The sequence below is a fragment of the Actinomyces culturomici genome, assembly GCF_900499005.1.
Taxonomy (GTDB): Bacteria; Actinomycetota; Actinomycetes; order Actinomycetales; family Actinomycetaceae; genus Pauljensenia; species Pauljensenia culturomici.
In genome coordinates this window covers 305,361-330,908 of sequence record NZ_LS991317.1, presented here as the reverse complement: position 1 = coordinate 330,908, position 25,548 = coordinate 305,361, and the positions used below count along the sequence as shown (strand labels likewise).

The following is a 25,548-nucleotide window of genomic DNA, read 5'->3' as shown; positions in this document are numbered from 1 at the left end:
TCAGTTCTTCTTGCCGGTGACGGCGCCCCAGATCGCGAGGACGACGACCGCGCCGAGGATCGAGAGGATCCAGGTCCTGAGATTCCAGAAGGACCCGAGGCCGATGTGGAAGACGAGGTTGCCGAGCCAGCCGCCGACGATCGCGCCGACGACGCCGATGAGGAGGTTGGCGCCCCAACCACCGCCGGCCCGTCCGGGCATGATCGCCTTGGCGATCGCGCCCACGATGAGGCCGAGGATGATGTATCCGAGGATGCCCATGAGTTTCTCCTATTCGTCGACTCCGGGACTCCTCCACCCTGTCACGGATCGGGCGAATCCGCAGAACGAAGCGGTTCAGCCCTCGTAGGGGCCGTAGGTTGCGAGGATGTTCCCCGCCTCGACGAGGGCACGGGTCATGAATGCTCCTCGTGAGGGCGGATGATCGCCCACAATAGGCCCACGGGCGACTCGCCGCGCGACGCCGCGGACCGCGCCCACGTGTCATCGACGAGGACGAAGGGGGTGCGCGATGAGACGACCGGAGACGATCACCGACTACGTCGAGCGCACCCTTGCGTCCTTCGACTCCTCCCCCTTCACTCCGGTCGACAGCCTCGTCCTCTCCTGGGCCTCCTACTTCCGCGTCGTCCCCGACGTCCCGGCCGCGGCGACTCCCTCGGGCGCGCGGATCCGCGACCTCCTCCTCGCCGAGTTCTTCCCCACCTTCTTCTCCACGCAGTGGGATCCGCCGCACTCGAAGGCGCTCCTCCTCGCAATGGGGGCGAGCCCCCGCTACCGCGACGTCGTCCAGTTCGACTCGGTCGACGAGGTCGACCCCGCCGCCCAGATGCAGTTCGCCGCCGCGTCGTATCGGCTGACCGACGACCTCGTCTACGTCGCCTTCCGCGGGACCGACCGGACGCTCGTCGGGTGGAAGGAGGACTTCAACATGACGGTGCGGTGCCCCGTGCCCGCGCAGCGCGCCGCCGCCGACTACCTCGCCCGCATCGCCGAGGAGACCTGCGCGAAGCTCCTCGTCGGGGGACATTCGAAGGGCGGGAACTTCGCGATCTGGGCCGCCGCGGCCAACGCCAAGCGCCTCGGGGACCGTCTCGTCCGCGTCTACTCCCACGACGGCCCGGGCTTCCTCCCGGAGATCCTCGAGCGCCCCGAATTCGCCCTCGTCCGCCCGAAGGTCGCGAAGACCGTCCCGCACTCCTCGGTCGTCGGAATGCTCCTCGATCAGCAGGGCGCCTACGACGTCGTGAAGTCGACGCGAGTGGGCCTCTGGCAGCACGACCCGTTCTCCTGGGTCGTCGAAGGCGACGGCTTCGCCCTCGTCGATCGGATCGCCCCCGAGGCGCGGCGCCTCGACGAGACGCTCACCGCGTGGTTCGAGGCGCACACGGAGGAGGAGCGGGAGGCCTTCATCGATGCGGTCTACGACCTCGTCACCGTGCCGGGCGTCGAGACCGTGTCCGACCTGCTCGACTCCTGGCAGACGAGCCTGCCGCGCATTCGTTCGCGCGCCGCGGCGATGGACCCGCAGACGCGCGCCTTCGTCCGCGACTCCTTCGCGCTCCTCGCGCGCATCGGCCTCGGGCTGGAGCGCGGGCGCTGAGGCCGCGGGGTCGCTGTCGCTGACGTCAATGGGCCAGCCCTGACGCCACGAGGGCGATATCGCTGACACTAATAGGCCAGGCGCCGGCGCCGCGGGCCCGTCTCCGCCGCCGGCGTGCTCCCACTGCTTGCTTCACCGCCCTTTTCGGCCGCCGACGTCCTGAAAACCCCCGTGAAGCAAGCACTGGGAGCACCGAGGGTCAGCGCACCGCCGGCTCGAGCTCCAGCCGCTCCCCCGTCCAGTGATCGAGGAGCCACCGGTCGTGGCTCGCGACGAGGAGCGTCCCGTCCCATTCGGCGAGCGCCCGCTCGAGCGCCTCGATCGAATCGAGGTCGAGGTAATTCGTCGGCTCGTCGACGACGAGGATCTCAGGCGCCGCGGCCACGGCGAGCGCGAGTTGCACGCGGCGCTGATTGCCCGCCGACAGGTCGCCGACGCACCGGTGCCACATCGAGGGGTGGAGGACGCCCGTGCCGATCTCCCCGATCCCCGCCTCCCAGGTCTCCGGGTCGAGCCCGGGATCGCCCGGCTCGGGCAGCCGCTGGGGGACGAGGGCGAGGCGCCCGCCCAGGTCGATCGATCCGGTCGAGTCGGCGGTCGGGGCGTCGCCGCTCGCGATCCACGTGAGCAGCGTCGACTTGCCCACGCCGTTCGGGCCGGTGAGGAGGAGGTGCTCGCCGGCGCGCACGTCGAGCGTGATGGGAGCGAGCCGTCCGGGCACGGCGGCCCCGCGCATCGCGACCGCGACGGAGCCGGTGCCTTCGCCAACGCTCGGCAGATCCATGCGCAGGAGGTACTCGCGCGGCTTGCGGACCTCGCGCGAGGCGAGGGCGTCCATGCGCCGGTCGTCGTTGCGGGTCCTCCGGGTCATCGTCTTCGAGGCGCGGTCGGCGAAGAACTTCTTCTCCTTGCGGGTCGCCTCCTTGAGGCGGACGCCGCCCTCCTTGATGTCCTCGGCGGAGCGCCGGTGCTCGCGGATCGACTTCTTCTCGAGCTGCTGGGCGGCGTGGAGTTCGGCGTGCCCGGCGCGAGCGACGGTCTTCTGCTCGAGGTAGTCGGCGTATCCGCCGGCGCAGCGCTGGACTCCCGGGAGGACGCCCGCGCCCGTCGCAGTGAGGAGCGCCTGCCAGGGGGCGGTGTCGAGGTCGAGGAGGACCGTCGCGGTCTCGTCGATGAAGGCGCGGTCGTGGCTGGCGAAGAGGATCGGCCCGTCGAAGTCCGCGAGCAGGGCGGAGAGGTACCGGGCCGCCTCGGCGTCGAGGTGGTTCGTCGGCTCGTCGAGGACGAGGACGGTCGGGGAGGCGAGGAGGGTCGCGGCGAGTTCGAGGCGCCCGCGCTGGCCGGGAGAGAGGGTCGCGAGGTCGCGGCTTCTCCCCTCCTCGCCGGAGAGGACGGACAGGCCGAGGCCGGCGAGCATCTCCTCGATCCTCGCGTCGAGGCCCCACACATCGACCGTCTCCATGCGCGCGAGGAGGGCGTCGAACTCGCGGACGAGGCGGCGCTCCTCGGCGGCGTTCGGAGAATCGGCGAGGGCCGCGTTCACCTCTTCGAAGCGCTGCTGGAGCGCGCGGATCGACGCGGTCGCCGCATCGAGGTAGTTGCCGACGGTCCCGCGCATCGCGAGGACGTCGGGGGCGGCGCGCAGATCCGCCTCGTCGTCGACGCCGGTGATCGCGGCGTCGCCCGACCGGGGGACGAGGTCGCCGGTGACGAGGCGAAGGAGGGTCGTCTTACCGCAGCCGTTCGGCCCGATAAGGCACGCGCGCTCGCCGTTGACGACGGTGAAGGACACGGACTCGAGCAACGGCTCGGCGGTGTAGGAGAAGGGGAGGGCGGGGAGGGGGATCGCGGGCACGGGCGCTCCTGAACGCATCGATGCGGAAAAGGGGGAACGTGTCGGCTGGGCCGACGGCTTCACGCGATCATGGCGTCACGGTAGCACGAGTGAGGCGCGTCAATGGCTACAGAAATGGCTATACGCCGCGCCACAACGAGAAAGCCCCGCACCTGTTCTCCCAGGTGCGGGGCCTCTTCAGTGGTGGAGCCAGCGGGACTCGAACCCGCAACCCCCTGCTTGCAAAGCAGGTGCGCTACCAATTGCGCCATGGCCCCTCAAGGGGAGGGTATCAGCCCTCGAGCGGCTGATCGGTGACGGACTTCCACAGCTCGACGTTGTCGGAGAGATCCTCAAGGATCTGCCGGATGACGATGCCGACCGCGACTGCCGCTGCGACCGCCGACAATGCTGCGATCCACTTCTTCATGGGGATCTCCGCCTTTCGTCGTGCGGTGCGGATGGTGGGCCTAGGTGGGCTCGAACCACCGACCTCAGTCTTATCAGGACTGCGCTCTAACCTACTGAGCTATAGGCCCATCCGTACCCCGTCGGGCACCGGATCATGGTACACAGTCGCGCGACTCGGAGCCAAATCCGTCCGCGTGACGTGGCGCACCAGGTCATTCATCCATGAGCGAGACCTTGATGCCGCCGACGAGGGACGCGATGACGTTGTAGAGCATCGCGCCCAGGGTGGCCGTCGCAGTCATGAGGACAACGTTCGCGACGGCCGCGATGGTCGCGTAGGAGAGGACCTTCGGGAGGCGGACGTAGTCGAGGAGCGCCGTGAACTTCTGCGCGCCGATCGTCCCGAGGAAGTCCTCGATCGCGGAGAACACGTGCATGCCGTCGACCATGAGCCAGAGGACGGCGGTGCAGATGACCGTCGCGATGCCGAAGGCGACGGAGAGGAGGAAGCTCACCTTCATCACCGTCCAGGCGTCGACGCGAGCGATCGCGAGGTCGACCCTGCGGGGGGCGTCCTCAGCGGTGTACACGTGGGTCTCGTCGCTCATTCGTCGCTGCCTTCCTCAGTGGAATCCTGCTCCGACGCTACAGCCTCTTCGGCCGTTTCGCCGTTGTTCTCGCCGTCGACGGGCGAATCCGATCCCGCCGAGCCGTCCTCATCGGCCGCGTCATCGTCCTCGATCTCCCGCTCGGGGTTCGGGGTGATCGCGATGATGCGGTCATCCTCGTCGGGCCGCGCGAAGATCACGCCCATCGTGTTGCGGGCGGTCGGGCGCACGTCGGAGGCGTTGACCTGGACGAGCTTGCCGGACTCGGTGATCACCATGACATCCTCGTCCGGGGAGACGACGAGGGCGCCGACGAGGCCGCCGCGCTCGTCGACGAGCTTGCCGACGCGGACGCCGAGCGTGCCGCGGCCCTTCGTCGGGTACTCCTCGACGGGGGTGCGCTTCGCGTAGCCGGACTCGGTGACGATGAGGAGGTCGGCGCCCTCGCGCGGGACCTCCATCGAGAGGAGCTCGTCGTCGCCGCGGAACTTCATGCCGCGCACGCCCGACGTCGAGCGGCCCATCGGGCGCAGCTGCTCGTCGGTCGCGGAGAAGCGGACGGCCTGGCCGTCGCGGGACACGAGGATGAGGTCCTGGTCGGCGGTGATGACCTGGGCGGACACGAGCTCGTCGGGTCGCCCGGCCTCGTCCTCGCGCAGGTTGATCGCGATGATGCCGCCCGTGCGCGCGGACTCGTAGAGCTTGAGGGGCGTCTTCTTCACGAGGCCGGACTTCGTCGCGAGGACGAGGTAGTCGGCGACGTCGTAGTCGCGGATCGCGAGGACCTGGGCGATGCGCTCGTCCGGCTGGAACGCGAGGAGGTTCGCGACGTGCTGGCCCTTGGCGTCGCGGCCGCCCTCGGGGATCTCGTAGGCCTTCGCCCGGTAGACGCGCCCGAGGTTGGTGAAGAAGAGGAGCCAGTGGTGGGTCGTCGTGACGAAGAAGTGCTCGACGACGTCGTCGCCGCGCAGCTGGGTGCCGCGCACGCCCTTGCCGCCGCGCTTCTGCGAGCGGTAGTTGTCGGTCCGCGTCCGCTTGGCGAAGCCGTCGCGCGTGATCGTCACGACGACGTCCTCCTCGGGGATGAGGTCCTCCATCGACATCTCCCCGTCGAAGGGGACGATGCGGGTGCGGCGCTCGTCGCCGTACTTCGCGACGATCTCGCCGAGCTCCTCGGAGATGATCGCCCTCTGGCGCTCGGGCTTGTCGAGGATGTCGCGCAGGTCGGTGACGCGGGCGGTGAGCTCGGCGTGCTCGTCCATGATCTTCTGCCGCTCGAGGGCGGCGAGGCGCCGGAGCTGGAGGGCGAGGATCGCGTCGGCCTGGACCTCGTCGACCGCGAGGAGCTCCATGAGGCCGACGCGCGCCTGCTCGACCGTGGGCGAGCGGCGGATGAGGGCGATGACCTCGTCGACCGCGTCGAGAGCCTTGAGGTACCCCTCGAGGATGTGGAGGCGCTCGAGCGCCTTGCGGAGGCGGAAGTTCGTCCTGCGGACGATGACGGAGATCTGGTGGGAGATCCAGTGGCGGACGAACCCGTCGAGGCTGAGCGTGCGCGGCACCCCGTCGACGAGGGCGAGCATATTCGCCGAGAAGTTCTCCTGGAGGGAGGTCCGCTTGTAGAGGTTGTTGAGGACGACCTTCGCGACGGCGTCGCGCTTGAGGACGAGGACGAGGCGCTGGCCCGTACGGCCGGAGGTCTCGTCGCGGATATCGGCGATCCCCTGGATCTGCCCGTCGCGGACGAGCTGGGCGATCTTGTCGGCGAGATTGTCGGGGTTCACCTGGTAGGGCAGCTCGGTGACGACGAGGCACTGGCGCCCGTGGATCTCTTCGACGTTGACGACGGCGCGCTGCGTGATCGAGCCGCGGCCGGTCCGGTAGGCCTCCTCGATGCCCTTGCGGCCGAGGATCGTCGCGCCGGTCGGGAAGTCGGGGCCGGGGATGAGGCGGATGAGCGCCTCGAGGAGCTCCTCGCGGGAGGCCTCGGGGTGCTCGAGCGACCACTGGACGCCGGCCGCGACCTCGCGGAGGTTGTGCGGCGGGATGCGGGTCGCCATGCCGACGGCGATGCCCTCGGAGCCATTGACGAGGAGGTTGGGGAAGCGGGCCGGCAGGATCGTCGGCTCCTGGTTCTTCCCGTCGTAGTTGTCCTGGAAGTCGACGGACTCCTCGTCGATGTCGCGGACCATCTCCATGGCGAGCGGCGCCATCTTGCACTCCGTGTACCGGGGCGCGGCGGGTCCGAGGTTGCCGGGGGTGCCGAAGTTGCCCTGGCCGGCGACGAGCGGGTAGCGGAGCGACCACCACTGGACGAGGCGGGCGAGCGCGTCGTAGATCGCGGCGTCGCCGTGCGGGTGGTAGTTGCCCATGACGTCGCCGACGACGCGGGAGGACTTCGAGAAGGACGAGGTCGGGCGGTAGCCGCCGTCGTACATCGCGTAGAGGACGCGCCGGTGGACGGGCTTGAGGCCGTCGCGGACGTCGGGCAGGGCGCGCCCGACGATGACGCTCATCGCGTAGTCGAGGTAGGACCTCTGCATCTCGACCTGGAGGTCGACCTGCTGGACGCGGTCGTACTCGACCGCCTCTTCGGTCCTGGTGGTTCGCTCGTCGCTCACGTTGGTCCTTCGTTCGGGTGATCATCGAGGACGAGGGCGTCCCCGGTCGATCGGGTGGGAATCAGATGTCGAGGAAGCGGACGTCGGCCGCGTTGCGCTGGATGAAGGAGCGTCGACGGTCGACGTCGTCGCCCATGAGGATCGTGAAGATCTCGTCGGCGTCGGCGGCCTCGTCGAGGGTGACCTGCTTGAGGATCCGGTGGGCCGGGTCCATGGTCGTCTCCCAGAGCTCGTGGTCGTTCATCTCGCCGAGGCCCTTGTAGCGCTGGATGCCGCCCTCCTTGGGGAGGCGGCGATTGGCGGCCTGGCCCGCGGCGAGGAGCTTGTCGCGCTCCTTGTCGGAGTAGGCGAACTCGTGGTCGGCGTTCGTCCACTTGATGCGGTAGAGCGGCGGCATCGCGATGTAGGTGTGCCCGCCCTCGATGAGGGGGCGCATGTAGCGGAAGAGGAGGGTGAGGAGGAGGGTCGCGATGTGCTGGCCGTCGACGTCGGCGTCGGCCATGATGACGATCTTCCCGTAGCGGAGCTTCTCGATGTCGAAGTCCTCGCCGATCCCCGTGCCGAAGGCGGTGATGAGGTTGCGGATCGTGTCGGAGGAGAGAGCGCGGTCGAGGCGGGCCTTCTCGACGTTGAGGATCTTGCCGCGGATCGGCATGATCGCCTGGTGCTCGGGATCGCGCCCGCCGACGGCGGAGCCGCCGGCGGAGTCGCCCTCGACGATGAAGATCTCGCACTCCTCGGCCTTGCGGGAGGAGCAGTCGCGGAGCTTGCCGGGCATGGAGGCGGACTCGAGGACGCCCTTGCGGCGCGTGGCCTCGCGGGCCTTGCGGGCGGCGACGCGGGCGGCCTGGGCCTGCTGGCCCTTGACGATGATCGCCTTCGCGTCGGCGGGGTGGGCGTCGAACCAGTCGGTGAGCTGCGAGTACACCTGCTGGGCGACGAAGGTGCGGGCCTCGGTGTTGCCGAGCTTCGTCTTCGTCTGGCCCTCGAACTGCGGCTCGGTGAGCTTGATGGAGATGACGGCCGTGAGGCCCTCGCGGACGTCGTCGCCCGAGAGGTTGTCGTCCTTCTCCTTGATGATCCCCTTGTCCCGGCCGTAGCGGTTGACGAGGGTGGTGAGGGCCGTGCGGAAGCCCTCCTCATGCATGCCGCCCTCGGTCGTGTTGATCGTGTTCGCGAAGGTGTGGACGGAGGACGAGTAGGCGGTCGTCCATTGCATCGCGATCTCGACGCTCATCGTGCCCTCGTCGTTCTCGGACTCGAAGTCGATGATGTCGGCGTTGATCGTGTCGATCTTCTTCGCGGAGTCGAGGTACTCGACGTAGTCGCGCAGGCCGTGCTCGTACATGTACGTGACCTGGCGGAACCCGGGGACCGGGTCGTCGGCGGTGCCGAGCTCGTCGCCGGTGATCTCGTCGCCGTCGTCGACGGCGCTGGGGCGCTCGTCGGTGAGGGTGATCCGCAGGCCCTTGTTGAGGAATGCCATCTGCTGGAAGCGCTGGCGCAGGGTCTCGAAGGAGAATTCCGTCGTCTCGAAGATCTCGGGGTCGGGGTAGAAGGTCTGCGTCGTGCCGGTCTCGTCGGTCTCCTCGCCGCGGACGAGTTCGGTGATCGGCGTGCCGCCGTTCGCGAACGACATGCGCCATGCGTAGCCCTGGCGCTTGATGATCGTGTCGACGCGGGTGGAGAGGGCGTTGACGACGGAGATGCCGACGCCGTGGAGGCCGCCGGAGACCGCGTATCCGCCGCCGCCGAACTTGCCGCCGGCGTGGAGGATCGTCATGACGACCTCGACGGTGGGCCTGCCCTCGGTGGGGTGGATGTCGACGGGGATGCCGCGCCCGTTGTCCTCGACGCGCACGCCGCCGTCGGCGAGGATCGTCACCTCGATGTGGTCGGCGTATCCCGCGAGCGCCTCGTCGACGGAGTTGTCGACGACCTCGTAGACGAGGTGGTGGAGTCCGCGCTCGCCGGTCGAGCCGATGTACATGCCCGGGCGCTTGCGAACGGCCTCCAGGCCCTCGAGAACGGTGATGTCCGAGGCGCCGTAGCCGTCGGACCCGTTCGTCGTCTTCTCGTTGTCAGCCACACGGCTCCCCTCTTCGAGCCGGGTCCGCGGACCCGACGATTCACCTTGGAGATTCTATCAAGAACGGTCCTCGAAAACGGTTCCGGCGAGCCCCCGAGCGAACCCTGAGAGAGCCCGTGACCTGCGCGTTCCCGGGTGTGAGGAGCGCCACCCACAGGCGTCGCCTCACCCGTAGGTGTCGCGCGGACCCCTCCCCCTCACGGAGAGCGGGCCCTTGCGCCACGAGGGCGCGACCGGCCCCCGGATGATCACCCGTTCGACCACGCCGGCGCCCACTTCCTCGTCGATGCGCCGCTCGATCGTCTGGAGGAGGAGGTGGAGCTGCTTCGCCCATGCGGTCGAGGAGCATCGGACGATGAGGGTGCGCTCCTCGAAGGCCTCGACCTCGGAGTGCTCGGCGACGGCGGGACCGACGATCTGCGGCCACTTCGCCATGATCGAGCCCATCTTCGTCGGGGTGTCCCAGTGGTTCTTCTTGATCATCCGGCCGAGCACCGAGTCGAGACGCCCCGCGGGCCGGTACTCGAGGCGCATCGCCGCCATGCCCGGGGCCTTCGCCCACTTCGCGGCGGCGCGGATCCTCGCGCGTTCGAGGGCGACGAGATCCCCTTCGAGATCCCCCTCGATCGGCGCGGGCGCCCGGTGCGGACCATCCCCGGTCGCGTTGCCGTCCCCCGACGCCCCTTCGTCATCGCCGAGGTCGAGGGCGGCGGATTCCGAGGTCCCGGTGAGATCGCCCGACGCAGGACGGGTCCCCTCGAGGCCCCATGCGGGCAGGGCCGTGCGAATGTAGCCCTTCGCGCGGGCGATCCGCTGGGCGCGCTCGAGGGCGCGGGCGAGGTACTCCTCGGCGGATTCACGCGACTCCGCCGCTCCGATCCCGTCGGCCGGCGACTCCGCCGGGCTGAGCCCGTCGGCGGGCGATTCGGCGGCCTCACCGGCCCGCGCGCCCGCGTCGGTATTCACGCTGCTCACGAGGCGACCGATCCGGTCTCGGGAGACCACGAGACGCGCACGACGTGGGTGTCGAGTTCAGCGGGCACGTCCTCCTCGACGGCCGCGGTGATGAGGACCTGGTCGGCGGCGTCGATCCGGGTCGCGAGTCCCGAGCGCCGCTTCGCGTCGAGCTCGGCGAAGACGTCGTCGAGGACGAGGATCGGCGTCTCCCCCTCCGCCCGCAGGAGGTCGAAGGAGCCGAGCCGCAGGGCGAGCGCCACCGACCAGGACTCGCCGTGGCTCGCGAAGCCCTTGACGGGCATGCGCCCGAGGACGAGGGCGAGGTCGTCGCGGTGCGCGCCGACGAGGTTGACGCCCCGCTCGGTCTCCTGGTCGCGCATCCTCTCGAGAGCCGCGAGGATCCGCCTCGTCTGAGCCTCGACGTCCGCGAGGTCGGCGGAACCCGGATCGTCCGGATTCGTCCCGATCGACCTGTCGATCGACGCGTCGAAGGAGAGCTCGAGCCGGCGCGGGGAGTCGGCGACGTCGTCGTAGGCGGCGGCCGCGGGATCGGCGAGGAGGGCGACGACCTCGGCGCGCGCGGCGGTCATCGCCGCGGAGAGCTCGGCGAAGCGCTCGTCCCACACTCCGAGGGTCGACAGATCCGGGGTCCTCCCCCGCCGCACCGCCGACTGGGCGGCCTTGAGGACCGCTGCCCTTTGGCGGGCGACCCGCTCGAAATCGGACTTCACCTGCGCATGCAGGGGCTTCAGCTGGATCGCGAGATCGTCGAGAAGAGCGCGCCGAACGGACGGGTCGCCGCGGACGAGCTGAAGATCCTCCGGCGCGAAGACGACCGTGCGGACGAGTCCGAGGATCTCGCGGGGCCGGACGTTCGCCCGGTTGATGCGCGCCCGATTCGCCTTGCCCCTCACGATCTCGAGTTCGACGACGCGCTCGCGCTCCTCGGCCCCCACCGTTTTCACCCTCACGAAGGCGCCCGCGGGAGCGGCCTCGTCCTCGTCGATCGGGAGGCGGACGAGCGCGCCCTCTGCGCTCACGCGGTGGGAGGAGAAGGTCGAGAGGTAGGCGATCGCCTCGACGAGGTTCGTCTTCCCCTGCCCGTTCGCGCCGAAGAGCACCGTCGGCCCCGCGGGCAGCTCGAGGACGACGCGCCGCCACGACCGGAAGTCGTCGAGCGCGACGTGGGAGACGCGCATCGGGGGATCAGACTCCGAAGCGGATCGGCATGAGGAGGTAGCGGAACGCCGTGACCTCGCCCTCGTCGGCCTTCGCCTGGCCGGTCATGACGGCCGGTTTGTTCGGATGGGTGAAGCCGAAGCGGACGAAGTCGGTGTCCATCACCTGCAGGCCGTCGAGGAGGAACTGCGGGTTGAACGCCGTCGAGATGTCGTCGCCGTAGAGCGTCGCCTCGATCGCCTCGGACGCCTGGGCGTTGTCGCCCTGTCCGGCCTCGAGGACGAGGCGCCCCTCGGTGAAGGCGAGGCGGACGGAGGTCTTCCGCTCAGCGACGAGGGACATGCGCTTGACGGCCTCGAGGAGCGCGTGACGATCGCACACGGCCTGGATGGGCGTCGAGTCGGGGAAGAGGCGGCGCACCGGCGGGTAGTCGCCGTCCATGACCGTCGAGGTCGTCCGACGCCCGGACGCGGAGAATCCGATGAGGGAGGAGGCACCGGGCTGGGACTCGGCGGAGAGGCCGAACTCGACCTTCGCGCCCGAAGTCATCGACTTCGCGACGTCCTGGAGGATGCGCGCCTTGACGAGGGCGACCTGCTCGATCGACGGATCGATCGGCTCCCAGTCGAGCTCGCGCATCGCGAGGCGATAGCGGTCGGTCGCGAGGAGGGTCATGTGCCCGCCGTCGATCTCGATCCGCACGCCCGTGAGGAGCGGGAGCGTGTCGTCGCGCGAGGCCGCGATCGACACCTGCGCGACCGCCTGGGCGAGGACCTGCGAATCGACGGCGCCGGCGGAGGCGGGCTGGGCCGGGAGGAGCGGGTACTCGTCGATCGGCATGACCGCGAGCGTGAAGTGCGAGGAGCCGCAGGTGAGGTTCACCTTCTGGCCGTCGAGCTCGACGGCGACGGGCTTCGCGGGCAGCGACTTCGAGATGTCGGCGAGAAGGCGACCGGAGACGAGGACGTCGCCGGGCTCCTCGACGGTCGCGGGAATCCGCGAATTCGCCGAGACCTCGTAGTCGAAGGAGGAGAGCGTGAGCTCCTCGGCCTCCGCGTGGATGCGGACGCCGGCGAGGATCGGACTGGCCGGACGGACGGGGAGGGCCCTGGCGGTCCAGGACACTGCCTCGGCGAGGACGTCGCGGGCGACGGTGAACTTCATTCCGGCCTCCGGGAAGACATGACGATATGCCGTCCCACTCTACCCGGAGCGCGGGCATCGCGTGCAGCCCCCGATCTCGACCGTGGACGAGGGGCGCGAACAGGGCGTCGGGGATCGGCGGAGCTCATGGCGGCGAGTTTTCGTGTCATTCGAAATGACAAGAGTCTTGTCATCATCAGGGGTGTGGATTCTGTGGAAACACGGACTTCTCCGCGCGACCGCGCCGATTTCACCGGTGGACGGATCCGGGGACGCGCATGGGGATCCGCCACGAGCGCCTGTGGACGCGAATTCTTGTCATTCTCCGCGATCCACAGAGGCCGCTCCTGCGTCCACAGGATCGGGGCGTCGATCCACCCCGCGAATCACATGCTCTGTGGACGTCCTCGTCGATGAACGATCCCCCGCCCGCGGAAAGCGAACGGGGGACGGACGACGATCCTCGCTGCGCACGAGGCCGGGGCGGCGCGATCGACTCGACGGAGAGGACGGATCCTCAGTCGCCGCGGGCCTTCTTCTTGATCCGATTCGTCAGCTCGGCGACGTGGTTGAAGGTCTCCCGCTTCTCCTTCATCTGGGCGAGGATCTTCTTGTTCGCGTGGATGACGGTCGTGTGGTCGCGGCCGAAGGCCTGGCCGATCTTCGGCAGGGAGAGGTCGGTGAGCTCGCGGCAGAGGTACATCGCGATCTGCCGGGCCTCGACGACCTGGTGCGAGCGGTCGGTCGAGCAGAGCTGATCGATTGTCACCCCGAAGTAGTGCGCGCACTGGCCCATGATGAGGGCGACCGTGATCTCGTTGTCGTCCGGGTCGGAGACGTAGTCCTTGAGCATCATTTCCGCGAGGGAGAGGTCGACCCGCTCCTTCGTGAGGTTCGCGTAGGCGACGACGCGGACGAGGGCGCCCTCGAGCTCGCGGATGTTCGAGGAGATGCGCGAGGCGATGTACTCGAAGACCTCGGGCTGGATCTCGAGGGCGTCGGTCGCCGCCTTCTTCTGGAGGATCGCGATGCGCGTCTCGAGGTCCGGCGGCTGGACGTCGACGAGGAGCCCGGACGTGAAGCGCGAGGTGAGGCGCTCCTCGAAGCCGTTGAGGTAGTTCGGGTGGACGTCGGAGGTGAGGACGATCTGCTTGTCGGCCTCGTAGAGCGCGTTGAAGGTGTGGAAGAAGCCCTCCATCGTCTGCTCTTTATCGCCGATGAACTGGATGTCGTCGATGAGGAGGATGTCGAGCTCGCGGTAACGGCGGTGGAAGGCCTCGACCTGGGAGTTGTCCGTCTTGTTGAGGCGGATCGCGTTGATGAACTCGTTCGTGAACTCCTCGGAGTTCACGTACCGCACCTTGAGGCGCGGGTAGAGCGAGAGGGCGTAGTGCCCGATCGCGTGGAGGAGGTGCGTCTTCCCGAGGCCCGAGTCTCCGTAGATGAAGAGCGGGTTGAAGGTCGTGCCCGGTGACTCGGACGCGGCGAGGGCTGCGGCGTGGGCGAAGCGGTTCGAGGGGCCGATGACGAAGGTGTCGAAGGTGTACTTCGGGTTGAGGCGGGTCGGGGCCGAGTCGAAGCCGTTCGTCGGAGCGGGCGCCTCGGTGCGGCGCTTCTTCGCGGGCGCCGGGGTCTCGGCGGGGGCCGCGCCCTTCTCCTCCGGCTCCTCGGTCTCCTCGTCCTCGTCGAGCGACGCTGCGAGGGAGGGGTCGACGGTGATCGCGATGCGGATGTCGCGTCCGAGGGTCTTCGACAGTGCGGTCGTCACCTCTCCGTTCGCCTTGGACTCGATCCAGGCCTTCGTGAAGTCGGAGGGGACGGCGAGGAGGATCGTTCCCTCGATGTCGCCGAGCGGCTTCGCGCTGCGCAGATAGTTCGAGGCGGCGGGGCCGAGATCGTGCGTGGAGATGGTGTCGAGGGCCTGCGACCAGGCTTCGGCCAGGGGTTTCGTCTCCACGGAGGGTCCTTCTCATCGAGCTGCGAGTGATGTCGATCACCGGGTGGGGCCGCTTCGCGTACCACCCGACGGCTTGCCACTGTAGCCGTCCCCAGCGGGATTCACAGCTTGGGGATGAAACTGTGGAAAGAGGAATTCGAATGACATTCGTGTAGTTACATCGGCGGCGCGCGGCCGTTCTGCGGAAAGACGATTCTCCACAGCCCTGTGGACGAATATGTGGAATTCACAACTGTGGACGCCGACCTCCACAGAGAATTCCACAGGTGTGAATTCGGGGACTTCGTCACAGCGGCCGCAGCGGCGTTGACTCGCGTTCGGCGGCCTCCTAACCTGGTTGTTCGTCTGTGCCCGTTTCGGCGGGCGCGCCCATGGATTCCTGCGCGAAGCCCTCGCGGTGGAATCGCCACAACACGACCGATGAGCGGGGAAACGCCCGCTCCCGCCGAGGAGAACTGCAGTGACCACCAAGCGGACCTTCCAGCCCAACAACCGTCGTCGCTCGAAGACGCACGGCTTCCGCCTCCGCATGAGCACCCGCGCCGGCCGCGCCATCCTGGCCGCCCGCCGTCGCAAGGGTCGCGCCAAGCTGTCCGCCTGAGACCGCGCTGGTGCTGCCTCGCGCACACCGGATGGTCGATCCCGAGGATTTCCGGCTCACCTTCCGCAAGGGGGCGCGAGCCGGCGATCCGGTCCTGATCGTCCACGCACGAACCGACGAGGAGCGGGATGACCGCCTCGTCGGTTTCGTCGTGCCCAAGAGGGAGATCAAACGGGCGACCGGGCGCAACCGCGTGAAGCGGAAGCTGCGCCACCTCATGCGCGAGCGGCTCGACGCGATCCCCGAGGGCGGCAGGGTCGTCGTCCGCGCCAGCGGGAACGCCTTCGACCTCGACTCGAACGCGCTCGCTGGCCACCTCGACTCCGCCCTCGCGAGGGCGTGGAAGCGCTGGGAGTCGAAATGACGATCCCCGGCCCGCGCGCGCTCCTCAACCTCGTCGTCACGGCGCCGATCCGCTTCTACCGGCGGTTCGTCTCCCCGATGATCGCGCCGCGGTGCCGATACGCGCCGACCTGCTCGACCTACGCGATCGAGGCGATCGAGGTCCACGGGCCGATCAAGGGGATCCTCCTCGGCACATGGCGGATCCTCCGCTGCAACCCCTGGAGCCTCGGCGGCGTCGACCACGTCCCGCCCAAAGGCCGATGGAAGCCCGATCCCTGGGTCCCCCCCGAGGACTGGGCCGGCAATGCGACCGACATCGTGAGGCCCACCCCGATGGGNCCTCGGCGCCCTTCGGTCGTCCGGCCGCAGCCGGGGGGTTCTGGGGGACGAGGCCGGAGCCGCCCTCGTCCCCCAGAACCCCCCGGCTGCGGCCGGACGACCGAAGGGCGCCGAGGGCGCCCGCACTTCCTGAAGGAGCGCGCATGTTCGACAAGATCCTTCACCCCTTCGCCGTCGCGGTGGCGTGGGTGTGGGTGAAGATCCACGACCTCCTCGTCGTCCTCGGATTCTCCTCGGGATCCGGCGCGGCGTGGGTGATCTCGATCGTTCTACTCACCCTCATCGTCCGCATCGCGATCGTTCCGCTCTTCCTCAAGCAGATCAAGAGCTCGCGCGCCATGCAGGCCGTCCAGCCGGAGATGCAGCGCATCCAGGCGAAGTACAAGGGCAAGACGGACCAGGTCTCGCGCCAGAAGCAGGCCGAGGAGACCCAGGAGCTCTACAAGAAGTACAAGGTGAGCCCCTTCGCCTCGTGCCTGCCGCTCCTCGTGCAGATGCCGATCCTCTTCGCGATGTACCGCGCGATCTACGCGGTGAAGGACCTCGCCGCCGGCACCTACAAGTACGCGAACATCGAGACCGATCACCTCGGTCCGATCACGCAGGAGCTCGCGAAGTCGATCAACGGCTCGACCGTCTTCGGCGTCCCGCTCTCCCACACCATCACCTCGGGCGACGGCGCGGCCGCGGTCGCCGTCTTCGTCATCTTCATCGCCGTGATGATGGTGCTCCAGTTCTTCTCGATGCGGATCTCGATGGTCCGGAACATGCCGCCGGCGATGGACCCGAACAACCCGATGGTCCAGTCGCAGAAGTCGATGCTCTACATGATGCCGCTCATGTACCTCTTCTCCGGCGCGTTCTTCCAGATGGGCGTCCTCATCTACATGGTGACGGCCTCCATCTGGGCGATCGCCCAGACCTACTGGACGATCCGCGTCATGCCGACCCCGGGCTCCCCCGCCTACAAGGAGCTGGTCGACCGCCGCCACGCGAAGTACATCGAGTGGGCGAAGCCCTTCTTCGCGTCCTACGACGCCGAGCGCGCCGCCCTCCCCTCGTCCGCCGCCGACCCCGCGGTCGTCGCCCTCAATGAGAAGACCTACGCCGAGGCCGCCCAGCGCGCCAAGGGCGAGAAGGTCGCGACCGACTTCCCGGAGACGATGACCGCCGGCGACAAGGTGTCGATCCTCCGCAACCTCGCGAACCAGGAGTGGACGACCCTCCCCGACGAGATGTGGATGCACGGCGTCCGTCAGGCCACCGCCAAGGCCGACGAGCGCAAGGCCCAGCAGGAGCGCCGCGACCAGCACAAGAAGCTCTCGCGCGAGGAGCGTCTCGCCGAGGCCGAGCGGACCCGTGCCCGCGAGGCCCGCAAGGAGGCCGCTTCCGAGAGCCCGTCGGGCCTCAGCCCGGAGGAGATCGAACGCCGTCGGCAGGCGCGCCGCAAGGCCCGTCGCGAGCAGAACAAGAAGAAGGGTCGCTGACCGGCCGCGCGCCGAACGACCCGCGGGGGCGACGCCGCCCCCACCACCAGCCCTCGCCCACACGAATCGGGAGACCCGCAATGACCGAGAACCAGAAGGACAAGCTCAGCCGCCTCGAGGAGGAGGGCGAGCTCGCCGCCGACTACCTCGAGGAACTCCTCGACATCGCCGACCTCGACGGCGACATCGAGATCGACGTCGAGAACGGGCGCGCGAGCGTCGAGATCATCTCCGAGAACCCCGCCGCCCTCGAGCGCCTCGTCGGCGAGGACGGGGAGGTCCTCGACGCCCTCCAGGAGCTCACCCGCCTCGCCGTTCAGACCGAGACCGGGGAGCGCTCGCGCCTCATGCTCGACATCGCCGGCTTCCGCGCCGACCGGAAGGCCGAGCTGCAGGACCTCACCATGGAGGCGATCGCGCGCCTGCGCGCCACAGGCGAGCCGCAGAAGCTCGAGCCGATGAACCCCTTCGAGCGCAAGGTCTGCCACGACGTCGTCGCCGAGGCCGGCCTCGTCTCCGAGTCCGAGGGCACCGAGCCCCACCGCTGCGTCGTCATCCTCCCCGCCGACGAGGACGCCGAGTCCGAGGTCGACGAGGACATCGACGAGGTCGAGGCCGAAGGGTCGGACGAGGCGTGACCGACTCGACCCCCCTGACGGGATCCGACTCCGCGGGCGCGACCTCCCAGGCCGCGCCCGCGGGCGTCCCCGACCCTCTCAATCGGAAGGTCGGCGACCCCTTCGTCCCGGAGCGCCCGACGCCCGAGGTCGAGCGCTTCTTCGGGCCTGCCTTCGCCGATGTCGAGGAGTTCGTCCGCATGCTCGAGGAGGAGGGCGAGATCCGCGGTCTCGTCGGCCCCCGGGAGATGCCGCGCCTCTGGTCGCGCCACGCGGTGAACTCGGCCGCCGTCCTTCCCTTCCTCCCCCGCACGGGGCAGGTGCTCGACATCGGATCGGGCGCGGGCCTTCCCGGGATCATCATCGCGATCTGCCGGCCGGACCTCGACGTGCACCTCGCCGAGCCCATGCAGCGACGCTGCGACTGGCTCGCCGATGTCGTCGACAACCTCGGGCTCGACAACGTGACGATCCATCAGGCGCGCGCCGAGGAGCTGCGCGGCAAGGGCCGCGCCGACGTCATCACCGCGAGGGCGGTGGCGAACATGTCGAAGCTCATCCGCATGACGACGAAGCTCATCGCCCCGGGCGGATCCCTCGTCGCCCTCAAGGGCCGCAGGGCCGCCATCGAGGTCGAGGACGCCGCCAAGGAGCTCAAGAGCCACCACCTCGAGGCGACGATTCACGAGGTCCTCTCGATCATGGAGGACGAGTCGACGTACGTCGTCGTCTGCAAGCGGACGAAGTAGGCGGTCAGTCGGGCCTCCCCGCAGTCGGCGGAGGAGGCCCGTAGACTGTGGGGCGCAGTCGAATGGAAGGTGCGAAGGTGTCGGACGCCAACCGGGGAGGCACTCCCCTGCTCTCCCAGCTCGAGCAGAACATGCGCGATCGCAAGATGCTCGAGGCCGCGACCTTCGGACGACCCGCGCGCACCCGGGTCATCGCGGTCGCCAATCAGAAGGGCGGCGTGGGCAAGACGACTTCGACGGTCAACCTCGCGGTCGGTCTCGCGACGGGCGGCCTGTCGGTGGTCGTCATCGACGCCGACGCGCAGGGCAACGCCTCCAGCGCCCTCGGGGTCGAGCACCCCTCGGGGACGCCGTCTGCCTACGACGTCCTCATCGGCGGCACCGCGATTGCCGACGTCCTCCAGTTCTGCCCGGACGTCGAGGGCGTGCGCGTCTGCCCGGCCACGATCGACCTGTCGGGCGCCGAGATCGAACTGGTCGATCTCTCCCGTCGGGAGTTCCGCCTGGCCGAAGCCGTCAAGGAGTTCCTCTCCGTCACTCGGGACGTCGACGTCGTCCTCATCGACTGCCCGCCGTCGCTCGGCCTCGTCACCCTCAACGTCATGGTGGCCGCCGATGAGGTCCTCATCCCCATCCAGACGGAGTACTACGCCCTGGAGGGCCTCAGCCAGCTCTGGTCGACGATCGATCGGATTCGACGGGATCTCAATCCGCGGCTCCACGTCTCGACGATGCTGCTGACGATGGCGGACAAGCGGACGCGACTGTCGGAGGAGGTCGAGGCGGAGGTCCGCGCGCACTTCCCGACGCTCACCCTGCGCACGGTGATCCCCCGCTCGGTGAGGATCTCCGAGGCGCCGAGCTACGGACAGTCGATCATCACCTACGACCCTCGCAATGTCGGCGCGCTCGCGTACCGCAAGGCCGCCCTGGAGTTGTCGCTTCGCCTCGCCGCCGAGGATGCCGATTCCTCCGACGCTGCGGGTATTGAAATAGCCTCTGACCTGCACTGATAGTCAACTCTGGGTGGTCGATGGGCAGGAAGACCGCTCAGTCGATCGTCCGGGGCGCGCTCCGAAGAGGACTGTGAACGCGCGCGTGTGCAGAGGCGTGATGGCAAGCCTCGCCGACGTGGTCGATGATGTTTCACGTGAAACATCGACGTCGATGCATTGGGCGATGGGCTACTGGAGTCATATTGATGGGTGCTGAGGGCGTCATCGTCGGTACGGAGGTACGACGGTGTGCGGATGAGCTCCATAGGCCTCCGAGGTCATGGCGATGCGACGTCGGAGTGTTTCACGTGAAACAATGGGGGCCGACTTCATGGAGGTAGGCATGGCAGCGGAGAAGACTCAGCGGAATTCTGCACGTGGCGCGGGGCGGCACTCGGCGCTCGGGCGGGGCCTCGGCGCCCTGATCCCGACCCAGGTGGCGGAGCCGACCGATGATCCGGTAGCCGAGAATCCGCTCGATATCCTCTTCCCCGCCCGACCGAGCACCGGGGCTCGGGCACGAGGCGGTTCGGCGAAGGATCTGCTGGTGCCCAAGGGCGGCTCGTCGAAGAAGGCGAAGCGCACGAGCGTGTCGACCTCGAAGGCGACTGCGGGGCTCACGAAGGACGCCTCGTCATCGGTGAACGAAGCGAATCCGGCGAGCTCGGCGCTTCCTTCCGCAGAGGCGTCCGCTGCGGCAACCGCGGAGGATTTCGCCCAGGCGACGGACGGCGCGCAGTCTGCTGGGGAGAAGGGAGTGGCCGAGGCTCGGACTCCGGCGCACGGCGCGGAGGGCGCCGCGCCTGCGGCGCCGACCGGTTCTTCGAGTTCGAAACGAGAGCTGTTCGAGGACGTCCTCGGAGCCGATGTTTCACGTGAAACATCGGAGGAGCTCCTCCCCGTTCCGGGAGCGACCTTCGCGGAAATCCCGCTCGACTACATCGTTCCGAACACCAAGCAGCCTCGCGAGGTCTTCGACGAGGATGAGCTCGCAGAGTTGCGGGATTCGATTCGCGAGGTCGGAGTCCTCCAGCCGATCGTCGTCCGACCGATCGACTTCTCGATCGAACCGGGCGAGCGGCTCGCGCAGTACCTCGCGGAGAAGCCGAAGGCGCGCTTCGAGCTCATCATGGGGGAGCGGCGCCTTCGCGCGTCCGAGCTCGCCGGCTTGGAGACGGTGCCGGCGATCATCCGGCAGACGGAGGATCAGGACCTCCTCCGCGATGCGCTGCTCGAGAACCTCCACCGCGCGCAGCTCAATCCGCTCGAAGAGGCTTCTGCGTATCAGCAGCTCATGGCTGATTTCGGGGCGACTCAGGAGCAGCTCTCGAAGCGCATCGCGCGCTCGCGCCCGCAGATCGCGAACACGCTGCGTCTGCTCAAGCTGCCTCCGAGCGTGCAGAAAAAGGTCGCCGCGCAGGTAATCTCGGCCGGGCACGCGAGGGCCCTTCTGTCCCTCGAGACGGCGCAGGAGATGGAGCTCCTCGCCGAGCGGATCGTCGCGGAAGGATTGTCCGTCCGCACGACGGAGGAACTCGTGAGGCTTGGACGGACGAAGGCCGTCCCGCGTTCTCGGGCGAAGCGGTCGGCGGTCGTGTCCCCGCTCGGCGAGTCGGTCGTGGCGGCGCTGCAGGACGCCTATGAGACGCGAGTGACGATCACGGAGGGAGCGAAGAAGGGCCGTATCGTCATCGAGTTCGCCGGTCCCGACGATCTTCGGCGAATCGCGGATCTCATCGCGGCGAAGCGCTGAGCGAGGAGGGACTGCCCTCGGGTTCCGGGTGCGCACTCTTCGGAATCGTTTCCGATCGGCGCGCACGGGAATCGCGACATCGTGAGGCCATTCGTCCCCGTGCGATTGCCCACTAAAGTGGTTGCGCGCACCCTCGTCAGCCGACAATGAATCAAGGTCCCATCGGCAAGGAGGTGCTCGCATGCCCGCCCCGGCAACGCGTCCGATCCTCTTCGACGTCGGCGGCGTACTCGTGAATTCTCATCCAGATCCCGAGTACATCGCGTCGCTCATCGGCGACGGCGCGCCCGCCCTCGTTTCCCTCGTCGATCAGTCGATGTGGGCGAACAGGGACTCCTACGACGCGGGCTGCTCCGATCGAGAGTTCTGGGACCGCGTCTCCGGAGATTGCGGCAAGCCCCAAGTCTCCGATGAGGTCCTCGCCAAACTCGTCGAGCACGACGCGATGCGCGTGCATGAGGCGAACACCGACGCGATCGCCCTCGTCGATGAGCTCGCGGCGGCGGGCGTCCGCCTCGGGATCCTCTCGAACGCGCCGCAGCCGATCGCCGAGCAGATCCGTCTCGCCGAATGGGCGAAGCCCTTCGAATTCTTCGTCTTCTCCTGCGAGGTCGGCTCGTGCAAGCCGCATCGAGCGATCTACAGGGAGGCTCTCGAGCGTCTCGGCGGAGATCCGGAGGACGTCCTCTTCTTCGACGACCGGAAGAAGAACATCCGCGCCGCCGAACTCGTCGGCATGCACGGGCTCGTGTGGACCGATGCGGCCGCCGCGCGGGCCGAACTTGTCGCCCGGGGCTACCTCGCCTGACGACCGTACGGCAGGATCCATCCCGATCACACGCCTGTGACCTGGGGAAACATCGCTAATAGCTGACCGGCGGCCCGCGTGAGCGGACCGCCGGTCAATCGATAAGAGGAGTGGAGTGGGGGAGAGGGCCTCAGTCCTCGGGAGCCTCCGCCTCCGAATCCCCCGCCCCGTCCTCGTCGATGAGCGGACGACCCGCGGCGACGAAATCGACGATCCTGCAGCAGAGCTCGGCAAAGGAGCCCGCAGCCTCGGCCGCCTGGGGGAGGAGCGAGGTGTCGGTCATGCCGGGCATGACGTTCGCATCGATGAACCAGCATTCGCCGGCCTCGTCGACGACGAAGTCCATCCGCGAGAGATCGCGGAGGCCGAGGACCGTGTGCGCCTCGACCGCGGCCGCGCGCAGGGCGTCGAGTTGCTCGGCGGAGAGGCGGGCCGGCACGAAGTACTCGGTCTCGTCGGTCGTGTAGCGGGCGGCGTAGTCGTAGTCGCCGCGATCCGTCGCGATCTCGACCGGCGGAAGGGCGACGGGGCCGTCCTCGAGGTCGATGACCGAGACGGCGATATCGCGACCGGCGATGAACTCCTCGATCATGATGTGCTCGCCGTACGCGAAGGCGTCGACCATCGCCGAGCGGAGCTCCGCGGGATCGTGGACCGTCGAGAGGCCGAGGGCGGAGCCGCCGTCAGTCGGCTTGATGACGAGCGGGAATTCGATCCGCGACTCGATGGCCGAGAGCACCTGGGTGGCGCCGAGCTGGCGGAAGAGCACCTGGGGGAGGGCGAACCAGCCGGGCGTCGGCCGCCCGGCGGCGGCGAGGAGCGCCTTGGCGGTCGGCTTGTTGGAGGCGAACTTCGCCTGCGTCGACGAGGAGCCGACGAAGGGGATGCCGATCGCCTCGAGCAGGGTCTGGAGCGAGCCGTCCTCGCCGATCGAGCCGTGGACGAGCGGCCAGATGACGTCTGGGGCGAACTCATCGATCACCGAGGTGAGGGACTGGTCGACGTCGGACAGGCGGACCTCGTAGCCCGCCTGGGTGAGGATGTTCGCGACCCTTCGGCCGGAGCGCACCGACACGTCGCGCTCGTGGGTGAGACCGCCGGCGATGATGAGGACCTTCGACTTCACGGGGTATCTCCTTGTTCCTTCGACCAGTGGGCGCGACGCCGAGGCCGCGCCCACCGGGGGACTGTATCGGTGCTGATCAGAGAGTATTCGGAGCGGGGGCGACGCCGGGACCGACCTCGTCGACGTCCTGCCTGTGGAAGCCGGCGCCGAACATGTCGACGAGCTCCTTCTCCGCGTTGACGACCGTCGAGAGGCGACGGATGCCCTCGCGGATCCGCTCGGGCGTCGGATAGCAGAAGGAGAGGCGCATGTGGTCGGCGCCCTCGCCGTTGTAGTAGAAGGCCGTGCCCGACACGTAGGCGACCTGGGCGCGGACGGCGCGCGGGAGCATCGACTTCGCGTCGAGGCCCTCGGGGAGGGTCACCCACGTGTAGAAGCCGCCGTCGGGGTGCGTCCACTGGCAGTCGGGCATGTACTCGGCGAGGGCGTCCATCATCGCCTGGCACCGCTCGGCGTACATCGCGCGGAAGACCTTGACCTGCGAGTACCAGTCGTAGTCGGTGAGGTAGTCGGCGATCGCCATCTGCCCGACCATCGAGGGGGAGAGGATCGCCGACTCGGATGCGAGGACGAGCTTGTCGCGGATCGCATGCGGGGCGTACGCCCAGCCAATGCGGAAGCCGGGCGCGAACATCTTCGAGAAGGAGCCGAGGTAGACGACGCCCTCCGGGGAGAAGGACTTCAGCGCCGGGATCGGGTCGGAGTGGAATCCGAGCAGCCCGTAGGGGTTGTCCTCGAGGATGAGGACCCGCTCGCGCATGCAGATCTCGGCGACGAGCGGCCGGCGCTCGAGGGAGAGCGTGACGCCCATCGGGTTGTGGAAGTTCGGGATCGTGTAGAGCATCTTGATCGTCCGGCCGGAGGCGCGGACGTCCCGGATCACCTGCTCGAGGGCCTCGGGGATGATGCCCTCGTCGTCCATGGGGACGTGGACGACGTCGGCCTGGCGGGCGCGGAAGACTCCGAGCGCGCCGACGTACGAGGGCGCCTCGGCGAGGATGACGTCGCCCGGATCGATGAAGAGCTCCGTCATGAGGTCGAGGGCCTGCTGGGAGCCCGTCGTCACGACGACGTCGTCGGGGTCGGCGCCGATGATGCCGTCGTAGCTCATCACCTCGGTGATGCGCTCACGGAGCACCTCCCAGCCCTGACCGGATCCGTACTGCATCGCCTGGGCGCCGTGATTGGCGACGAGGCGGCGCGCCGACTCGGCGAGTCGGTCGAGGGGGAGGTCCTTGAGGTTCGGCATTCCGCCGGCCAGCGACACCACTTCGGGGCGCGAGACGACGGAGAAGAGCGCTCGGATCTCGGAAGCTCGCAGGTTATGAGCTCGCGCGGCGTAGGCGTCGAACCACGGGTCGAGTCGATTTCCCTGCTGATTTCCGGACCGTTGCGCTGAAGTGCTCACTGGACCTTCCTTACTCGTCTCGTTGGCGGCCGCCGTTCGGCGGTCGCGGCGCGCGCCGCCGTTCGTCACGTTCGCGTCGATCGACGAGGGCGGGGCGGGTTCCCCTGGAAGGGGAGCGGCCGGATCGCCGACGTCGAGTCGCGCCCCGTGATCCGGGCGACACTCGGTCCTAGTGTGCCACCCCACAAGCGGAAGAGCCCCATCGGTCCGCATCCCGCTGAGAGTCGGAGGCCCCGCCTCGCCGCGCGTTGGTAGCGCGACGCCGGCATGCGTGTTCGTCACAAGGCGAATCGGCCGTCGTTCACGCGATCACTCGCGGTCGAGGGCCCTCGGCCCCGGGGACGGGGGAGTCGTCCGTCCGTATCGCGTGGTCTTCTGGCCCTGCTTGCCGAGCATCTCCACGAAGCCCGCGTCGATGAGCTTGTTCAGCGACCAGCGCACCTGACTGACGTGAAGACCGGTGAGCTCGACGAGCGGGTCACGGCCAATATCCGTCGGCGTATTGCGAGCGATCCAATTCATCGCATCGTCGAGAAGATCGCGGATCGGTCCAGTGAGATGAACGAGATCCCTCGCGCGCGTCGAAGCGCCCCGCGGCATCTCAACCGCCGCGGTGATTCCAAGGGCGGGACGGCGTCCTTGAGGATGCGAGCCGCGTGCGTAGAGCCCGGCGAGTGTCGCCTCGCCTGCCCAGCGCCGCAACGATTCTGGCGACGGCATCCTCGTCGAGTCCTGCTGAGTGCGAGTCCATCACAGATAGACCCTAAGAGTCTGGGAGTGCGTCGACGAGAAATGAGGTGCGCGGTGCGCACGTGCAGTGGGTGTTGATGCGATGCGAATGCCCAGTTCGCAGCTGAAGTAACAGGCGGTCTCTGAGAGCGGGTGTCTGGTCATCAGCGTGTCGACATCGTGACGCGG

The 25,548-nt window shown here is 68.5% G+C and carries 22 protein-coding genes, 2 tRNA genes and 1 pseudogene; 10 read left to right on the top strand and 15 right to left on the bottom strand.

Annotated elements, in window-relative coordinates:
* The gene (locus DY157_RS08500; RefSeq protein WP_115728212.1) at window positions 1-261 is read right to left on the bottom strand and encodes a GlsB/YeaQ/YmgE family stress response membrane protein; all 261 of its coding nucleotides are present in this window, start codon (window positions 259-261) and stop codon (window positions 1-3) included.
* 250 nt (window positions 262-511) lie between these two features.
* On the opposite strand from DY157_RS08500, the gene DY157_RS08495 reads away from it, so the two are divergent.
* Window positions 512-1,603 (top strand): Mbeg1-like protein, encoded by a 1,092-nt coding sequence (locus DY157_RS08495; protein ID WP_115728211.1) that lies wholly within the window; start codon window positions 512-514, stop codon window positions 1,601-1,603.
* A gap of 199 nt (window positions 1,604-1,802) precedes the next feature.
* Here the strand turns inward: DY157_RS08495 and DY157_RS08490 are convergent, their stop codons facing one another.
* The 11 genes from DY157_RS08490 to dnaA form a co-directional block, all read right to left on the bottom strand.
* Entirely contained in the window at window positions 1,803-3,458 is a 1,656-nt protein-coding gene (locus DY157_RS08490; RefSeq protein ID WP_115728210.1) for an ATP-binding cassette domain-containing protein, read from the bottom strand.
* A 181-nt stretch (window positions 3,459-3,639) separates the two neighbouring features.
* A tRNA-Ala gene (locus DY157_RS08485) sits at window positions 3,640-3,715 on the bottom strand.
* Between the two features lie 14 nt (window positions 3,716-3,729).
* Window positions 3,730-3,867, bottom strand: a complete 138-nt coding sequence (locus DY157_RS11475) for a DLW-39 family protein (protein ID WP_174232145.1) — start codon at window positions 3,865-3,867, stop codon at window positions 3,730-3,732.
* Window positions 3,868-3,899: 32 nt separating this feature from the next.
* Window positions 3,900-3,976, bottom strand: a tRNA-Ile gene (locus tag DY157_RS08480).
* Window positions 3,977-4,060: 84 nt separating this feature from the next.
* Entirely contained in the window at window positions 4,061-4,456 is a 396-nt protein-coding gene (locus DY157_RS08475; protein WP_115728209.1) for a DUF3566 domain-containing protein, read from the bottom strand.
* Complete coding sequence (gyrA, locus tag DY157_RS08470; RefSeq protein WP_115728208.1) at window positions 4,453-7,077, bottom strand: DNA gyrase subunit A; 2,625 nt, start codon at window positions 7,075-7,077, stop codon at window positions 4,453-4,455. The genes DY157_RS08475 and gyrA overlap by 4 nt, the downstream gene beginning before the upstream one ends.
* Window positions 7,078-7,138: 61 nt before the next feature.
* Window positions 7,139-9,166, bottom strand: coding sequence for a DNA topoisomerase (ATP-hydrolyzing) subunit B (gene gyrB / locus DY157_RS08465; protein WP_115728207.1), 2,028 nt, complete (start codon window positions 9,164-9,166; stop codon window positions 7,139-7,141).
* Between the two features lie 165 nt (window positions 9,167-9,331).
* A complete protein-coding gene (locus tag DY157_RS08460; RefSeq protein ID WP_235827140.1) occupies window positions 9,332-10,141 on the bottom strand; it encodes a DUF721 domain-containing protein in 810 nt (269 codons plus the stop codon).
* A complete protein-coding gene (gene recF, locus DY157_RS08455; protein WP_115728206.1) occupies window positions 10,138-11,322 on the bottom strand; it encodes a DNA replication/repair protein RecF in 1,185 nt (394 codons plus the stop codon). Before recF ends, DY157_RS08460 begins: the two co-directional genes overlap by 4 nt.
* 7 nt (window positions 11,323-11,329) lie before the next feature.
* On the bottom strand, window positions 11,330-12,466 hold the full coding sequence (dnaN, locus tag DY157_RS08450) for a DNA polymerase III subunit beta (RefSeq protein WP_115728205.1): 1,137 nt from the start codon (window positions 12,464-12,466) through the stop codon (window positions 11,330-11,332).
* 496 nt (window positions 12,467-12,962) lie between these two features.
* A complete protein-coding gene (dnaA, locus tag DY157_RS08445; protein ID WP_115728204.1) occupies window positions 12,963-14,402 on the bottom strand; it encodes a chromosomal replication initiator protein DnaA in 1,440 nt (479 codons plus the stop codon).
* 460 nt (window positions 14,403-14,862) lie between these two features.
* Here dnaA and rpmH point away from each other — a divergent pair, with 460 nt between their 5' ends.
* From rpmH to DY157_RS08400, 9 genes and pseudogenes are all read left to right on the top strand, one after another.
* A complete protein-coding gene (gene rpmH / locus DY157_RS08440; protein ID WP_003791379.1) occupies window positions 14,863-15,003 on the top strand; it encodes a 50S ribosomal protein L34 in 141 nt (46 codons plus the stop codon).
* A gap of 10 nt (window positions 15,004-15,013) precedes the next feature.
* Window positions 15,014-15,367, top strand: a complete 354-nt coding sequence (gene rnpA, locus DY157_RS08435; protein WP_115728203.1) for a ribonuclease P protein component — start codon at window positions 15,014-15,016, stop codon at window positions 15,365-15,367.
* Window positions 15,364-15,684, top strand: a pseudogene (gene yidD / locus DY157_RS11780) (membrane protein insertion efficiency factor YidD); the annotation flags it as partial. The gene rnpA and the pseudogene yidD, both read left to right, overlap by 4 nt.
* 146 nt (window positions 15,685-15,830) lie before the next feature.
* On the top strand, window positions 15,831-17,174 hold the full coding sequence (gene yidC / locus DY157_RS08425) for a membrane protein insertase YidC (protein ID WP_115728201.1): 1,344 nt from the start codon (window positions 15,831-15,833) through the stop codon (window positions 17,172-17,174).
* An 80-nt stretch (window positions 17,175-17,254) separates the two neighbouring features.
* The gene (locus DY157_RS08420; RefSeq protein ID WP_115728200.1) at window positions 17,255-17,812 is read left to right on the top strand and encodes a Jag family protein; all 558 of its coding nucleotides are present in this window, start codon (window positions 17,255-17,257) and stop codon (window positions 17,810-17,812) included.
* Window positions 17,809-18,540: a 16S rRNA (guanine(527)-N(7))-methyltransferase RsmG gene (gene rsmG / locus DY157_RS08415; RefSeq protein WP_235827139.1), complete on the top strand. Its 732-nt coding sequence runs from the start codon at window positions 17,809-17,811 to the stop codon at window positions 18,538-18,540. Before DY157_RS08420 ends, rsmG begins: the two co-directional genes overlap by 4 nt.
* A gap of 131 nt (window positions 18,541-18,671) precedes the next feature.
* Window positions 18,672-19,553, top strand: a complete 882-nt coding sequence (locus DY157_RS08410; RefSeq protein WP_174232155.1) for a ParA family protein — start codon at window positions 18,672-18,674, stop codon at window positions 19,551-19,553.
* Between the two features lie 325 nt (window positions 19,554-19,878).
* On the top strand, window positions 19,879-21,288 hold the full coding sequence (locus DY157_RS08405) for a ParB/RepB/Spo0J family partition protein (protein WP_115728198.1): 1,410 nt from the start codon (window positions 19,879-19,881) through the stop codon (window positions 21,286-21,288).
* A gap of 181 nt (window positions 21,289-21,469) precedes the next feature.
* Window positions 21,470-22,096 (top strand): HAD family hydrolase, encoded by a 627-nt coding sequence (locus tag DY157_RS08400; RefSeq protein WP_115728197.1) that lies wholly within the window; start codon window positions 21,470-21,472, stop codon window positions 22,094-22,096.
* Between the two features lie 130 nt (window positions 22,097-22,226).
* Here DY157_RS08400 and DY157_RS08395 read toward each other — a convergent pair whose 3' ends face one another.
* The 3 genes from DY157_RS08395 to DY157_RS08385 form a co-directional block, all read right to left on the bottom strand.
* Entirely contained in the window at window positions 22,227-23,222 is a 996-nt protein-coding gene (locus DY157_RS08395) for a D-alanine--D-alanine ligase family protein (protein ID WP_115728196.1), read from the bottom strand.
* A 76-nt stretch (window positions 23,223-23,298) separates the two neighbouring features.
* Window positions 23,299-24,630: an aminotransferase-like domain-containing protein gene (locus tag DY157_RS08390; RefSeq protein WP_115728195.1), complete on the bottom strand. Its 1,332-nt coding sequence runs from the start codon at window positions 24,628-24,630 to the stop codon at window positions 23,299-23,301.
* A 309-nt stretch (window positions 24,631-24,939) separates the two neighbouring features.
* A complete protein-coding gene (locus DY157_RS08385; RefSeq protein WP_160159495.1) occupies window positions 24,940-25,152 on the bottom strand; it encodes a hypothetical protein in 213 nt (70 codons plus the stop codon).
* Window positions 25,153-25,548: the final 396 nt, after the last annotated feature.